Source organism: Roseovarius sp. THAF9 (assembly GCF_009363715.1).
Classification (GTDB): Bacteria; Pseudomonadota; Alphaproteobacteria; order Rhodobacterales; family Rhodobacteraceae; genus Roseovarius.
Window position 1 is genome coordinate 436,609 of sequence record NZ_CP045404.1, and the last position, 14,966, is coordinate 451,574.

Annotated in this window: 12 protein-coding genes; 8 read left to right on the top strand and 4 right to left on the bottom strand. The window is 65.3% G+C overall.

Annotated elements, in window-relative coordinates; all coding sequences use genetic code 11:
• Positions 1–83: 83 nt before the first annotated feature.
• The 8 genes from FIU86_RS02175 (at position 84) to FIU86_RS02210 (ending at position 10,166) form a co-directional block, all read left to right on the top strand.
• Positions 84–962: an RNA polymerase factor sigma-32 gene (locus FIU86_RS02175; RefSeq protein WP_152473578.1), complete on the top strand. Its 879-nt coding sequence runs from the start codon at positions 84–86 to the stop codon at positions 960–962.
• Positions 963–1,095: 133 nt separating this feature from the next.
• Positions 1,096–2,289, top strand: a complete 1,194-nt coding sequence (coaBC, locus tag FIU86_RS02180; protein WP_152473579.1) for a bifunctional phosphopantothenoylcysteine decarboxylase/phosphopantothenate--cysteine ligase CoaBC — start codon at positions 1,096–1,098, stop codon at positions 2,287–2,289.
• 82 nt (positions 2,290–2,371) lie between these two features.
• Positions 2,372–2,827 (top strand): dUTP diphosphatase, encoded by a 456-nt coding sequence (gene dut / locus FIU86_RS02185; RefSeq protein WP_152473580.1) that lies wholly within the window; start codon positions 2,372–2,374, stop codon positions 2,825–2,827.
• A complete protein-coding gene (locus FIU86_RS02190) occupies positions 2,827–3,891 on the top strand; it encodes a HesA/MoeB/ThiF family protein (protein ID WP_152473581.1) in 1,065 nt (354 codons plus the stop codon). The genes dut and FIU86_RS02190 overlap by 1 nt, the downstream gene beginning before the upstream one ends.
• Entirely contained in the window at positions 3,869–5,881 is a 2,013-nt protein-coding gene (locus FIU86_RS02195; RefSeq protein WP_152473582.1) for a M3 family metallopeptidase, read from the top strand. The genes FIU86_RS02190 and FIU86_RS02195 overlap by 23 nt, the downstream gene beginning before the upstream one ends.
• Positions 5,878–6,360, top strand: a complete 483-nt coding sequence (locus tag FIU86_RS02200; protein WP_152473583.1) for an RNA pyrophosphohydrolase — start codon at positions 5,878–5,880, stop codon at positions 6,358–6,360. Before FIU86_RS02195 ends, FIU86_RS02200 begins: the two co-directional genes overlap by 4 nt.
• Positions 6,357–6,836, top strand: coding sequence for a hypothetical protein (locus FIU86_RS02205; protein WP_152473584.1), 480 nt, complete (start codon positions 6,357–6,359; stop codon positions 6,834–6,836). The genes FIU86_RS02200 and FIU86_RS02205 overlap by 4 nt, the downstream gene beginning before the upstream one ends.
• Positions 6,837–7,199: 363 nt before the next feature.
• Entirely contained in the window at positions 7,200–10,166 is a 2,967-nt protein-coding gene (locus tag FIU86_RS02210) for an error-prone DNA polymerase (protein ID WP_152473585.1), read from the top strand.
• A 93-nt stretch (positions 10,167–10,259) separates the two neighbouring features.
• Here the strand turns inward: FIU86_RS02210 and FIU86_RS02215 are convergent, their stop codons facing one another.
• The 4 genes from FIU86_RS02215 to FIU86_RS02230 are packed head-to-tail and all read right to left on the bottom strand — an operon-like array spanning position 10,260 to position 14,914.
• Positions 10,260–11,756, bottom strand: a complete 1,497-nt coding sequence (locus FIU86_RS02215; RefSeq protein WP_152473586.1) for a phosphomannomutase/phosphoglucomutase — start codon at positions 11,754–11,756, stop codon at positions 10,260–10,262.
• A gap of 10 nt (positions 11,757–11,766) precedes the next feature.
• Positions 11,767–12,609 carry a 3-deoxy-8-phosphooctulonate synthase gene (gene kdsA, locus FIU86_RS02220; protein WP_152473587.1) on the bottom strand — a complete coding sequence of 281 codons (843 nt, stop codon included), beginning with the start codon at positions 12,607–12,609 and terminating at the stop codon, positions 11,767–11,769.
• A gap of 3 nt (positions 12,610–12,612) precedes the next feature.
• A complete protein-coding gene (locus tag FIU86_RS02225) occupies positions 12,613–14,277 on the bottom strand; it encodes a capsule biosynthesis protein (RefSeq protein ID WP_152473588.1) in 1,665 nt (554 codons plus the stop codon).
• Entirely contained in the window at positions 14,255–14,914 is a 660-nt protein-coding gene (locus tag FIU86_RS02230) for an ABC transporter ATP-binding protein (RefSeq protein WP_057793080.1), read from the bottom strand. Before FIU86_RS02230 ends, FIU86_RS02225 begins: the two co-directional genes overlap by 23 nt.
• Between the last annotated feature and the right edge of the window lie 52 nt (positions 14,915–14,966).

Genomic DNA, 14,966 nt, shown 5'->3' on the forward strand with positions numbered 1-14,966 from the left:
TGATCCGCGCGTTGGGATGATGCGTACCACCACCAAAGACGGCGAAAAAGCTGCTTTCAAATCGCGACCGGGAGTATTTCACCATGGCCTTGGATGGCAATTTCAGCACCAACATGTCACGCGCGGCGATGAAGGCCGAACTGCTTGACGCCGAAACCGAACTGACGCTGGCTTATGCCTGGCGCGACCAGCGGGACGAGGCGGCGCTGCACCGACTGATCACCGCGTATATGCGCTTGGCGATTTCGATGGCGTCGAAATACCGCCGCTACGGCGCGCCGATGAACGACCTGATCCAGGAAGCCGGGCTTGGGCTGATGAAGGCCGCCGACAAGTTCGATCCGGATCGCGGCGTGCGGTTCTCGACATACGCGGTGTGGTGGATCAAGGCCAGTATTCAAGATTATGTTATGCGGAACTGGTCAATGGTGCGGACTGGCTCGACCAGCAGTCAGAAATCGCTGTTTTTCAACATGCGCCGGGTGCAGGCGCGGCTGGAGCGGGAATCCATGGCCAAGGGCGAGACGCTGGATCGCCACCAGATGCGCGAGATGATCGCGATCGAGGTCGGTGTGCCGCTGCGCGACGTGGAAATGATGGAAGGCCGGCTGTCCGGGTCGGATTTTTCGCTGAACGCGACGCAATCGACCGAGGATGAGGGCCGCGAATGGATCGACACCATCGAGGATGACGGCAAGCGCGGTGACGAGTTGGTCGAGGAAGACCATGACCGCGGCGCGCTGCGCAACTGGCTGGGCGGTGCGATGTCCAAGCTGAACGAGCGCGAGCGGTTCATCGTCGTGCAGCGCAAGTTGCAGGACGAAGCGCGGACGCTGGAGAGCCTTGGCGAGGAGTTGAGCCTGTCGAAGGAGCGGGTGCGCCAGATCGAGGCCGCGGCGTTCCAGAAGATGCGCAAGTATCTGGAAAAGCAGGGTGGCGAGGTGCAGAGCCTGCTGGCCTGAGACGCATCCAATCGTGACGTATGAAATAACGCTGTCGCGGCCTGCGGCGGCGTTTTTTCGTGTCGGAGCCCCGGGCCTTGTACCGTGTCTGGTCCGGGCATAGTGTTTGGCCGAAGATTCAGGGAGCCGTCGCATGTTGGCCGGAAAACGTGTTTTGCTGATCATCGGCGGCGGGATCGCGGCCTACAAGGCGCTGGACCTGATCCGGCGGCTGCGCGAACGGGGCGCGGCGGTGACGCCGGTTCTGACGAAGGCCGGCGCGGAGTTCGTGACGCCGCTTTCAGTGTCGGCCCTGGCGGGGACGAAGGTGTTTCAGGACCTGTTCGACCTGACCGACGAGGCCGAGATGGGACACATCGAGTTGAGCCGCAGCGCGGACCTGATCGTGGTGGCGCCCGCGACGGCGGACCTGATGGCGAAGATGGCGACAGGCCAAGCGGATGATCTGGCCTCGACGCTGCTTTTGGCGACAGACACGGAGGTGCTGCTGGCGCCGGCGATGAACGTGCGAATGTGGGAGCATGCGGCGACGCAGCGCAATATCGCGACGTTGCAAGGCGATGGGATCGGGTTCGTCGGACCCAATGCGGGCGACATGGCCTGTGGCGAGCATGGACCGGGGCGCATGTCGGAGCCGCTGGAGATCGTGGCGGCGGTGGAGGCGCGGCTGGCCGCCGGGCCGCTGGCGGGCAGGCGCGTGATTGTCACCTCGGGGCCGACGCATGAGCCCATCGACCCGGTGCGGTATATCGCCAACCGCTCGTCCGGTGCGCAGGGCACGGCGATTGCCAGGGCGCTGGCCGGTGCGGGGGCGGAGGTGGTTTTCGTCACCGGGCCAGCGGACGTGAAACCGCCCGAGGGCGTGCAGGTTGTCGCCGTCGAGACTGCGCAGCAGATGCTGGAGGCGGTCGAGTCCGCGTTGCCCGCCGATGCGGGCGTCTTTGCCGCCGCCGTCGCGGATTGGCGCGTGGCGAGCGCGGGGGCGCGCAAGATCAAGAAGGAGGGGGGCAAGCTGCCGGTGCTGGAGTTTGCCGAGAACCCCGATATCCTGGCCACCATCAGCCGGATGGAGGCCGGGCGGCCGTTGCTGGTGGTGGGCTTTGCCGCCGAGACCCATGACGTGGTGGATCACGCGACCGCCAAGCGAGCGCGCAAGGGCTGTGACTGGATCGTGGCCAATGACGTGAGCCCGGCGACGGGGATCATGGGCGGGGCGGAGAATGCCGTGACGCTGATCACGGCCGAGGGGGCAGAGGAATGGCCGCGCATGTCGAAGGCGGACGTGGCGCAACGGCTGGTGGCGCGGATCGCGGAGGCGTTGGGCTGAGGCGACGGCGGGTGCGCCTAAAGAGTATCTTGCCTTCGGCGAGGATATTTATTGCCAGAGGAAAAGCGGGAAGAACCGGCGCATGGTAAGCATTTCGGTGATGTGGGACGACGGCGCGGACCGTGAGTTGGGCCTGCCGCGCTATGAGACGGCGGGGGCGGCGGGGGCGGACCTGCGCGCGAACCTGGCCGACCGGGGCGCGGTGGTGATCGCGCCGGGGGCGCGGGCTTTGGTGCCGACGGGGCTGCGGCTGGCGATACCCGACGGGTACGAGGTGCAGGTGCGGCCGCGCTCCGGGCTGGCGTTGAAGCATGGCATCACGCTGCCCAACAGCCCCGGGACGATCGACAGCGATTATCGTGGGCCGTTGGGGGTGATCGTGATGAATGCCGGGGCCGAGCCGTTCACGGTGGAGCACGGGATGCGGATCGCGCAGATGGTGGTGGCGCCAGTGGTTCAGGCGGCTTTCGATTTGGTGGATAGCCTTGAGGACACCGCGCGCGGGGCGGGCGGTTTCGGGTCGACGGGGGCAGGCTGATGCTGTTGGTGCTTGTGCTTGCCGGGGCGATCTGGGGGCTGGGGGCGTGGATGGGCGCGCCGCGGCGTCAGCGCTGGATGATGATCGCGATACTGTGGGCGTTCGTGGTGCTGACTCAGCTAGTACTGCCCGATGGGAACGGGTTGCGCGAGGCGACCGGCGGCACGGTGGCGCCGTGGTTGCTGCTGGCCGGAGCGGTGGCGCTGGTCCTGGCCTATCGCCAGGTGTTGCGGCGGTTGCGGGGCCGGGTTTCCGAGCCGGAGCCGGAAAAGCCCAAGGGGCTGTTCGCGCCGACGGAACTGGAACGCTACGCGCGGCATATCGTGCTGCGCGAGATCGGTGGGCCGGGGCAGAAGGCGCTCAAGCAGGCGAAGGTCCTGGTGATCGGGGCCGGGGGGCTGGGCTCGCCAGCGATCCTTTACCTGGCGGCGGCGGGCGTGGGCCGGATCGGGGTGATCGACGATGACGTGGTGGATGCGACGAACCTGCAGCGGCAGGTCATTCATACCGACGCGCGGATCGACATGCCGAAGGTGCATTCTGCGGCGCAGGCGGCGCGGGACGTGAACCCGTATGTCGAGATGCGCCCCTACGAGCGGCGGTTGAGCGAGGAGATCGCGGCGGACTTGTTTGCCGAGTATGACCTGGTGTTGGACGGGACGGACAATTTCGATACGCGCTACCTGGCCAACCGGGTCGCGGTGGCGCAGGGCAAGCCATTGATTTCAGGAGCCTTGTCGCAATGGGAAGGACAGGTGAGCGTGTTCGACCCCGCGAATGATGCGCCGTGCTACCAGTGCATTTTCCCCGACGCCCCGGCGCCGGGGCTGGCGCCGAGTTGTGCCGAGGCGGGGGTGCTGGGGCCGTTGCCGGGCGTCGTTGGGTCGATGATGGCGGTGGAAGCCGTGAAGGTGATCGCCGACGCGGGCGCGGCGCTGCGGGGTGAAATGCTGATCTATGACGCCCTATATGGGGAAAGCCGGAAAATTTCACTGAGCCGCCGGGCGGACTGCCCCGTGTGCGGCCAACGAGGAGAGCAAGATGACCAATCCGCTGTTGAGTGAGTGGAAGACGCCGTTCGAAATGGCGCCGTTCGATGCCGTGTCGGACGAGGATTTCGCCCCGGCGTTCGAGGCCGCGTTGGAAGAGGCACGGGGCGAGATCGCGGCGATTGCGGACAATACCGAGCCGCCGACTTTCGCCAACACGGTGGAGGCGCTGGAAGTGGCGGGCGACAAGCTGGACAAGGTTTTGTCGGTATTCTTTACCGTGGTGGGGGCCGACAGCAACGACAGGCGGCAGGAATTGCAGCGAGAATTCAGCCCGAAGCTGGCCGCGTATTCGTCGGAGATCTACGGCAACAAGGCGCTGTTTCAGCGGATTGCGACACTGTGGGACGCGCGCGAGAGCCTGGGGCTGACCGAGGAGCAGGAGCGCGTGCTGATGTTGACGCATCGCGGGTTTCGCCGGGCCGGGGCCGGGCTGGAAGGCGAGGCGGACAAGCGGATGCGCGAGATCCGCGCGCGGCTGGCGGAGCTGGGCACGGCGTTCACGCAGAACCTTCTGAAAGACGAGGCCGGGTGGTTCATGGAGCTGAACGAGGCGGATCTGGAAGGGCTGCCGGAATTCGTCGTGCGCTCGGCCCGGGCGGCGGGCGAGGAGAAAGGTGCCGACGGGCCGGTGATTACGCTATCGCGATCATTGATCGTGCCGTTCCTGCAGTTCTCGCCGCGGCGTGACCTGCGCGAAAAGGCTTACGCCGCGTGGACGTCGCGTGGCGCAAATGGGGGCGAGACGGACAACCGAGCGATTGCCGCCGAAGTGCTGGCGCTGCGCGAGGAGCGGGCGAAGCTGTTGGGCTACGAGAGTTTCGCGGCGTTCAAGCTGGAGACCGAGATGGCCAAGACGCCGGAGGCGGTGCGCGGCCTTCTGATGGATGTCTGGGGGCCGGCCCGCGCGCAGGCGGAGGCGGATGCCGCCGTGCTGACCGAAATGATGCGGGAAGATGGCGTGAACGGGCCTTTGGAGCCTTGGGATTGGCGGTATTATTCCGAGAAGCGGCGCAAGATCGAGCATGACCTGGATGAAACGGCGTTGAAGCCGTATTTGCAGCTGGATCGCATGATCGAGGCGGCGTTCGCCTGTGCCCATCGGCTGTTCGGGCTGGAGTTCAAGCGGCTGGACGTGCCGCTGTACCACCCCGATTGCCGGGCGTGGGAGGTGACGCGGGACGGGCGTCACGTGGCTGTCTTCATCGGGGATTATTTTGCGCGGGGGTCCAAGCGGTCGGGGGCGTGGTGCTCGGCGATGCGCGGGCAGCGGAAGTTCCCCGATGTGAAGGGGCCGGTGGTGATCAACGTGTGCAATTTCGCCAAGGGCGATCCGGCGTTGTTGAGCTATGACGACGCGCGGACGCTGTTTCACGAGTTCGGCCACGCGCTGCACCAGATGCTTTCGGACGTGACCTATGAGAGCATTTCGGGCACGTCCGTGGCGCGGGATTTCGTGGAGTTGCCGAGCCAGCTCTATGAACACTGGCTGGAAGTGCCGGAGGTCCTGTCGGAGTTTGCCACCCATGCCGAGACGGGCGAGCCGATGCCGCAGGAAATGCTGGACAAGGTGCTGGGCGCTGCCACTTACGATATGGGGTTCCAGACGGTGGAATACGTGGCCTCGGCCATGGTGGATTTGGCCTTCCACGAAGGGGAGGCTCCCAACGATCCGATGGCGAAACAGGCCGAAGTGCTGGCGGAGATGGGAATGCCGCATGCGATCCGGATGCGCCACGCGACGCCGCATTTCGCGCATGTGTTCAGTGGAGATGGGTATTCCAGTGGGTATTACAGCTACATGTGGTCCGAAGTGATGGATGCGGATGCATTCGCTGCCTTCGAGGAAGCGGGCGGGGCGTTTGACGCGGAAAAGGCGAAGGCGCTGGAGGAGAATATCCTGTCGACCGGCGGCTCGCGCGAGGCGGAGGAGTTGTACCTTGCCTTCCGGGGGCGGATGCCAGGGGTCGAGGCGCTGTTGAAAGGGCGAGGGCTGGCGGCATGACACCGGAAGAGATCGAGAAACTGCCCTATCGGCCCTGCGCGGGCGTGATGCTGGTGAACGGGGACGGGAATGTTTTTGTCGGACAGCGGATCGACAGCGAGTATGACGCCTGGCAGATGCCGCAGGGCGGGATCGACGAGGGCGAGGCGCCGCGCGATGCGGCCCTGCGCGAGCTTTGGGAAGAGACCGGGGTGAAGGCCGATCTGGTGACGGTGGAGGCGGAGACGCCGGAGTGGATTCCCTACGACCTGCCGCATGAGCTGGTGCCGAAGCTGTGGAAGGCGCGGTACCGGGGGCAGATGCAGAAATGGTTTCTGCTGCGATTTCACGGGACCGATGCGGATGTGGACATCACCCTGCCGCCGGCGGAGTTTTCCGAGTGGAAATGGATCGCGCCCGAGGACGTGGTGGACGCGATCGTGCCGTTCAAGCGCGGGGTCTATGCCAAGGTGATGGAGGCGTTCGGAGACAGGCTATGAAGACGTTTTTGACGAGCATGGCCTTTGTCCTGGCGGCAGGACCGGTGCTGGCGCTGTCGTGTCTGCGGCCGGACGTGGCGCGGACCTATAGCCAGGCGTCGGAGGCGGAGCAGGCCTACGTCGTCGTGACCGGCGAATTGCGGTTCGACGAGGCGCGGTTGCCGAAGAACGACGGGACGAACAAGGATCGGCGCAACGTGACGATCCCGGCGCGGCTGGAGGGTAGGTCGTTATCGCGCGCAGGGTTCACGACGCCGTTCGCTCGGGACATAACGCTGGAAGTGCGGTGCTTCGGGCCGTGGTGCGGCGGGGCGCGGTCGGGGGTGGAGTACCTCGTTTTCTTGGAAAAGCATGGTCGGAACCTGGTGATGGTCGCGGATCCCTGCGGCAGCTGGGCGTTTCTCGAGCCGTCGCCCGCGCAGGTGAAACAGGTGGAGACCTGCATCGGCGGGCTGGAGTGTGTGCCGCTGAAGTGAGGGTGGAGGCGTGGGTTTTCAACCACCCTAAGAGGTCCCGGATTGGGTCCGGGACGGGTTGAGTGGGGCCGCGCGGGATCAAGGCCGCAGGCCGCCGCGCATCGCCGGGCCGCCTCGTCACGCCAGAGGCGTGCCGATAACATTGGCGCACCTAGGGTGCGACGGCACGGCGATTTGGTAAGGCTTGGTGCGCCGCTTAACGGGCTTGCGGGTTTGGCGGGTATAAAGTGCTCAGAAAGACTGTCGGGTCGCCGCACCGCGGCCCGGCGATGCGCGGCTTCGTAAATGGGCGCGTGGGTTGTCACCCACCCCAAGATTCGGACTCGAAATGAGAACAAAAGGTGAATATGATGGGGGCCTGCCATGTTCACCGAATTGTCGATCACCTCCAACTTCACCTTCCTGACCGGGGCGTCCCATGCCGAGGAATACGTGGCGCGGGCGGCGGAGCTGGGCCTGGCGGGGCTGGCCATTGCCGACGAGAACTCGGTCGCCGGCGTCGTGCGCGCCCACGCGGCGGTGCGCGAGATTGCACGGGTGGTGGCCGAGCGGGAGCGGATCGAGGCGCGCGACGGCGCCATAGGCCCGCCCGCGCCGGAGCCGCGCGCGCCCGAGTGGGCCCATGTGCCGCGCTTCTACCCCGCCGCGCGGCTGGTGCTGCGCGAGGGGCTGGTGCTGACCGCCCTGCCCGAGACGCGGCAAGGGTGGGGCCGGCTGAGCCGGTTGATCAGTGCCGGGCGGCTGCGGGTCGAGAAGGGTGAGTGCGATCTGCGGCTGGACGACCTGCTGGAGGGGATGGAGGACATCGTGCTGTTGCTGCATCCGCCCGAGGGGGCTTTGCGGGACTGGAAGCGTCACGCGGGGCGGCTGGTGAAGGGTGTTGGGGGGCAGTGTTACCTGCTGATGGCGCCGCGCTATGAAGGTCAGGATGCGGCGCGGTTTGACCGGCTGGCGGGGCTGGCAGAGGAGTTGGGCTTGGAAACAGTGGCCTCGGCCCTGCCCGCGATGCACCACGCGCGGCGGCGACGGCTGGCGGATGTGCTGACCGCGATAAGGCAGGGGCGGCGGGTGGACGAGTTGGGCCGCGCCGCCTTGGCCAATGGGGAGCAGCGGTTGCGCTCGGGGTCTGAGATGCTGCGGCTGTTCGCGGGCCACGAGGACGCGGTGCGGCGCACGGGAGAGGTGGCGGCGCGGTTGCGCTTTTCGCTCGACGAGTTGCGGTATGAGTATCCCAGCGAGGTGTCGCAGGGGGAAACGGCGGCGCAAAGGCTGCGGCGGCTGGCGATGGAGGGGTTGCGCTGGCGCTATCCCGACGGCGCGCCGGAGCGGGTGCGCGGGATGATCGAGCACGAGCTGAGCCTGATCGCCAAGCTGAATTACGAGCCCTATTTCCTGACGGTGCGCGACGTGGTGGCCTTTGCCCGGTCGCGTGGCATCCTGTGCCAGGGGCGCGGGTCGGCCGCCAATTCGGTGGTGTGCTATTGCCTGGGCGTGACCTCAGTCAGCCCGGAAACCGGCACGATGGTCTTTGAGCGGTTCGTCAGCGAAGCGCGCAACGAGCCGCCCGATATTGACGTGGATTTCGAGCATGAGCGGCGTGAGGAGGTGATCCAGCATATCTACGAGCGCTATGGCCGGCACCGCGCGGGGCTGTGCGCGACGGTGATCCATTACCGCGGCAAGCGGGCCATCCGCGAGGTCGGCGCGGCGATGGGGCTGAGCCAGGACACGGTGGGGGCGCTCAGCTCGCAGTTATGGGGGTTCTTTGCGACCTCGGGCGCGGTGGAGCGGGAGCGGATGCGCGAGATCGGGCTTGATCCCGACGACCGGCGGCTGCGCCAGACGATGGAACTGGTGCGCGAGATCGAGGGGTTTCCGCGGCATCTGAGCCAGCATGTGGGCGGGTTCGTCATCACCGAGGGGCGGCTGGACGAGTTGGTACCCATTGAGAACGCCACGATGGAAGGCCGTACTGTGATTTGCTGGGACAAGGACGATATCGACGCGCTGGGCATCCTGAAGGTCGACGTGCTGGCGCTGGGGATGTTGAGCTGCCTGCGCAAGGCATTCGACCTGATCGACCAGCATCACGGGCAGGCGCATACGCTGGCCTCGCTGCCGCCGGAAGACCCGCGCGTCTATGACATGCTGTGCAAGGCGGACACGATCGGGGTGTTCCAGGTGGAGTCGCGCGCGCAGATGAATTTCCTGCCGCGCATGAGACCGCGGACGTTTTATGACCTGGTGATCGAGGTGGCGATCATCCGGCCGGGGCCGATCCAGGGCGACATGGTGCATCCCTATATCCGGCGGCGGAATGGCGAGGAAAGGGTCGAGTTTCCGTCCGATGAGCTGGGTCGGGTTCTGGGCAAGACGCTGGGCGTGCCGCTGTTCCAGGAGCAGGCGATGCAGATCGCCATCATCGGCGCGGGGTTCACGCCGGACGAGGCAGACCGGCTGCGCCGGTCGCTGGCGACGTTCAAGAAACACGGGAACGTAAGCGAGTTCCGCACGCGGTTCCTGCGCGGCATGCGGGCCAATGGCTATGACATGGATTTTGCCGAGCGGTGTTTCAGCCAGATCGAGGGGTTCGGCAGCTACGGCTTTCCCGAAAGCCATGCGGCGAGCTTTGCGCTGCTGGTCTATGCCAGTGCATGGGTCAAGCGGCACCATCCGGGGATCTTTGCCTGTGCGCTTTTGAACGCACAGCCGATGGGGTTCTACGCACCGGCGCAGATCGTGCGGGACGCGCGGGAGCACGGGGTGGAGGTGCGGCCCGTGTGCATCAACGCCAGTTTCTGGGACAACGTGATGGAGCCCGACGAGGCGGGCGGGCTGGCCCTGCGGTTGGGGTTCCGGCAGGTCAAGGGGATGGTGGAGGAAGACGCCCACTGGATCACCGCGGCGCGGGGCAACGGGTATCGCGAGGTGAGCGACGTGTGGCGCCGCGCGGGCGTGGCGCCCGAGGTCATGACGCGGCTGGCCGAGGCGGATGCCTTTGCCGGCATCGACGTGGCGCGGCGGGGCGCGCTGTGGGAAACGCACGCGATGGTGGGCAAGGGGGCGCTGCCGCTCTTCGCCGGGGACATGGAAGGCGAGGCGGTGTTCGAGCCCGGCGTGGACCTGCCCGCCATGACGACGGGCGAGGAAGTGGTGGAGGATTACGTCTCGATGCGGTTGTCGCTGAAGGCGCATCCCTTGGCGCTGCTCAGGGATGTGTTGACGCCTGCCGCTTCGACACGGCACCCACCCGTGTCGAAGCGGCAGGGGGAAGACACGCAGACCTCATCACGCGCGGCAGATGTCGGAGCCTCCGGCGGGAGTATTTGAAGAACGATGAAAGGGTTTTCGGCTTTCATTGTTCCAGAAATACTCCGGGGAGGAGGCCGAAACGCAGTTTCGGGCGGAGGGGCAGCGCCCCTCTTAAATGCTTTGGTCGTATTCGCCCACGGACGGCTCGGTGCGGATGACGGTGTCGATTTCCTTGAAGATCGCGCGCATTTCCTCGTCCGACGTGGCGCTTTCGCAGACCACGACGAGGTTGGGGGTGTTCGACGACGCGCGCACCAAGCCCCAGCTGCCGTTTTCGAGAATGACCCTCGCGCCGTTGACGGTGACGACTTCCTTGATGGGCTGCCCGGCGAAGCTGTCCCCCGCTTCATGCTTGGCGACGAGTTTTTGCACGAGACGGTCGAGCACCTGATATTTCTCGGTGTCGGCGCAGTGGGGCGACATTGTCGGGGTCGACCACGTGGTGGGCAGGGCGCGGCGCAGGTCGGACATGGACATGTCGTGGTTGCGGTCCATCAGCTTGCAGATTTCCACCGCGACGCGCATCCCGCAGTCATAGCCGCGGCCCACCGGCTCGGCCAAAAAGTAGTGGCCGGATTTTTCGAACCCTGCCAGTGCGCCCAGTTCCTTGACCCGGCGTTTCATATGGCTGTGGCCGGTTTTCCAGTAGTCGGCTTTCACGCCGTTCTTCTGCAGCTCGGGATCGGCGGCGAAGAGGCCGGTGGATTTCACGTCGGCCACAAAGGTCGATTTGGGGTGCAGCTTGCTGAGGTCGCGGGCCAAGATGACGCCCATCTTGTCGGCGAAGATCTCTTCGCCCTCGTCATCGACCACGCCGCAACGGTCGCCGTCGCCGTCGAAGCCGAGCGCGAAATCGGCGCCGCTCTCCTTTACCGAGGCGGCCATGTCGTGCAGCATTTCCATGGCTTCGGGATTGGGGTTGTAGTTGGGGAAGGTGTAGTCGAGCGTGTTGTGCGAGGGGATGACCTCGACGCCCAGACGCTCGAACAGTTCGGGCGCGAAGGCCGAGGCGGTGCCGTTGCCGGTGGCGCAGACGACGCGCAGTTTGCGGGACATGCGGAAGTCGCCGACGAGGTCGTCGAGATAGGCCTCGCGCACGCCGTCGACGAATTCATAGCCGCCGCCCGAATGGGGCTTGCCCTCGCCACCCAGGACGATATCGCGCAACTCGTCCATCTCGTCGGGGCCGTGGGTGAGGGGGCGGTCGAAGCCCATTTTCACCCCGGTCCAGCCGTTGGGATTGTGCGAGGCGGTGACCATCGCCACGGCGGGCACGTCGAGATGGAACTGCGAAAAATAGGCCATGGGCGAGAGCGCCGGTCCGATATCCTTGACGTGAATGCCGGCCTGCATCAGGCCGACGATCAGGGCGTTCTTTATGGACAGCGAATAGTCGCGGTAGTCGTTGCCGACCGCGATCACCGGGTCGATGCCGCGGCGGCGCATCTGGGTGCCGAGGCCGAGGCCGAGGGCGGTGATGCCGGGCAGGTTGATCTCGTCGGGATATTTCCAGCGGGCGTCGTATTCGCGGAAACCCGTGGGTGTGATCATCGGGTCGCGGAGAAATTCCCAGGTGTTCTGGGTCACGGAGGCGGCAGGCTTGGTCACGGAAATACCTTTAGTTTGGATCAATGTGGCAAGGATATTCTTTGGCCAGCCTGTCGAATTGCATGAGGCTGTGCAAGAGGGCAGGCATCTGATCCAGCGGGATCATGTTGGGGCCATCGGAGGGCGCGGTGTCGGGCGCCTCGTGGGTCTCGATGAAGACCGCCGCGATGCCCAAGCTGACGGCGGCCCGGGCCATGACCGGGGCAAATTCGCGCTGGCCGCCGGAACTGCCGCCCTGGCCGCCGGGCTGTTGCACCGAATGGGTGGCGTCCATGACCACCGGATAGCCGGTTACGGCCATTTGCGGCAGGGCGCGCATGTCGGCCACCAGCGTGTTGTAGCCGAAGGAGGTGCCGCGTTCGGTCAGCAGGATGCGGGTATTGCCGGTGCTCTCGACCTTGGAGATGACATTGGGCATGTCCCAGGGTGCGAGGAATTGGCCCTTCTTGACGTTGATCGCGGCGCCGGTTTTGCCCGCGGCGAGCAAGAGGTCGGTCTGGCGGCAGAGGAAGGCGGGGATTTGCAGGATATCCACGACCTCGGCCACGGGGGCGCATTGCTCGGGCAGGTGGATGTCGGTGAGCACGGGCACGCCGAGCGTATCCTTGACGGATTGCAGCGCCTTGAGGCCGTCGTCGATGCCCATACCGCGTTTGCCGGACAGCGACGTGCGGTTGGCCTTGTCGAAGGACGCCTTGAAGACGTATTGCGCGCCGGCCGCTTGGCAGGCCTCTTGCATCGCGCCCGCGATCATTTGGGCGTGATCGGCGCTTTCCAGCTGGCACGGCCCGGCGATGAGGGTAAGCGGCGCGTTGTTTCCGACGCGCAGGTCTGCGATTTCAACTGTTTTCATGTCTTACGACGAAACCTGTTCCTTGAGCACCGATGCGGTCAGCGACAGGAGTAGGTAGATACCGCCGAAGATTAGGAACGCAAGCAAAGTGTTCTCGAACTTGCGCGGATAGGAGGGATCCTGCGAGGCCACGGGTTTCACCGCGACGGTCAGATAGCGCACCTGCTTGTTGGCCTCGATTTCGGACTGGCGCTTGGTTTCCAGTGCGGATTGCAGCACGAGGTCGGCGGTGGCGAGGTCGGCCTGTGCCATCTGGATCTCGGCGGCCTGGCTGGCGAGCGAGGCGTTTTCCTCGGTTGCCTCGGTCAGGCGGGCGTTCTGCTTGGCCAGTTCCTGCGACAGGACCTCAACCTCGGAGCGCAGGGCCTCGACCCGGGCGGCGTTGGGGCGGGAATTGGCCAGCTGAGTGTTGAGCGCCAGCTGCTTTTCCTGAAGCTGCAATTCGACGTTGCCGATGAGTTGGCGAATATTGGCGATCTCGCCCTCGGGGTCGAGGATCGAGCCCTCTTGCAGCTCGACCAGCCGGCGCTGGGCGGCGCGGCGTTCATCCTTGGCCTCTTGCAGGGCGGCTTCGGCGGTTTTCACGGCATCGAAGCGTTTTTCCTGGCTGAGCGCATCGACGCGTTCTTCGGCGTATTCGATCAGCTTTTCGGAGAACTCCTGGCTGGTTTCGGGGTCGGCGGTGGCGACCTCGAGCCGGATCACACCTTCGGTCGGGTCATAGCCGAGATTCACGTATTTCTGGTAAACCTTGTAGGCGGCCTCGTTCGTGGCGTCGGGATCTAGCCGCTGGATCGGATCAATCTCCTCGCTGCTGAACATGGCCTTGAAACCCACATCCTCGTTCAGGCGCAGCATGGCATCCTTGGATTCGAGGTAGGACTGAACCGCGATGGAATCCTGCCCGGTGGCGAATTGCGACGGCAGAAGGCCGCCCAGCCCGCCCTGGCCACCGCCGCCGCCGTCGGCGGTGATGATCAGGAACTCGGACTTGGTGGCGTACATCGGCGTGGCGATGTTGTAGAAATAATAGCCCGCGATCAGCGTAGGCAACATCACGAAGGCCGCGAGCCGCGACATGAGCAGCAGCATCTTCTTGCGGCGGCGCGAGGCGATGTCGCGCTGGATCTTCTGGATTTCGTGGGCGCGCCTGTCCGCGGGGCTGAGCTCGGTCGAGGGCAGGGCAATCTGGCCCACCGGCACGGTCTGGGGCAGTTGTACACGTTCGCCCTCGGTTTCCGCCGGCTGGGAATTTTCGCTGCCCGAGACCAGTTCCACGATGTTGGAGCGCTGGAACGGGTCGATGCCGCGGGCGCGCAGCAGGCGGACCGCGTCGAAATCAGAGGTGGGCGCCAGCCCGTGTTTCTGGGCCATGCGGCGGGCCATGCGCAACTGGCGGCCGGTCAGGCCCTCTTTGCGGATCTCATCGATGTCCTGCGACACCGACACCTCGCGGGTCGAAGACACTTCGCCCTCGTGCACCGGGGTTTGCGGCGCCTCGTTCGCGGACGGTTGCGGAGCGGAGTCCACTGTCGGTTGCGGGGTGGTGTCCGGTGTCTGCTGCACGTCCTCCTCTGCGCCGGTCTCGGAACCTTGCGCGGCAGCCTGTCCGCTGCCCGAAGCGGTGCGGCGGATGCGGAACTTTCTAGCCTTGGGTTTCGTAGTCATAAAGCTGTTTCGCCTCTTCCAAGGTGTCGAAAATATGCAGTTTGCCATCCATCAGGACGGCGGCCTCGCGCGCGAATTTCTCGAGCGTGGCGGGCTGGTGCGATACGATCACCACTGTGGTTGTACGCAGGCGTTCCCGCAGGATGTCGCCCGCGCGCCGGTTGAATTCAACGTCCGTGGAGCTGGGCATGCCCTCGTCGATGAGGTACATGTCGAAATCCAGCGCCAGCATCAACGAAAAGGTGAAGCGCGACCTCATGCCCGAGGAATACGTGCCGAGTGGCTGGTCGAAATATTCGCCAAGGTTGCAGACATAGCGGCAGTATGCCTCGACATAGTCGGGATCGAGCCCGTAGAGCGTGGCGATGTAGCGGGCGTTTTCCTTGGCCGAGACACGCCCGATGACGCCGCCCATGAAGCCCAAGGGAAAAGAGATGCGGCATCCGCGCCTGATCTCGCCCTCGTCGGGTTTTTCAAGGCCCGCCATCATCTTGATCAGGGTGGTCTTGCCCGTGCCGTTGGGCGCGAGGATGCCGAGCGAGCGGCCAAGCTCCACCCGGAACGAGACGCGGTCAAGGATCACCTTGCGCTGCGTGCCCGTCCAGAAGGACTTGCTGACATTGTCGAACTCGAGCATCCAGAGGCTCCGTCGCTGCTCTTAACCCTCGTTTAGCGAGGTTTTATTAAGG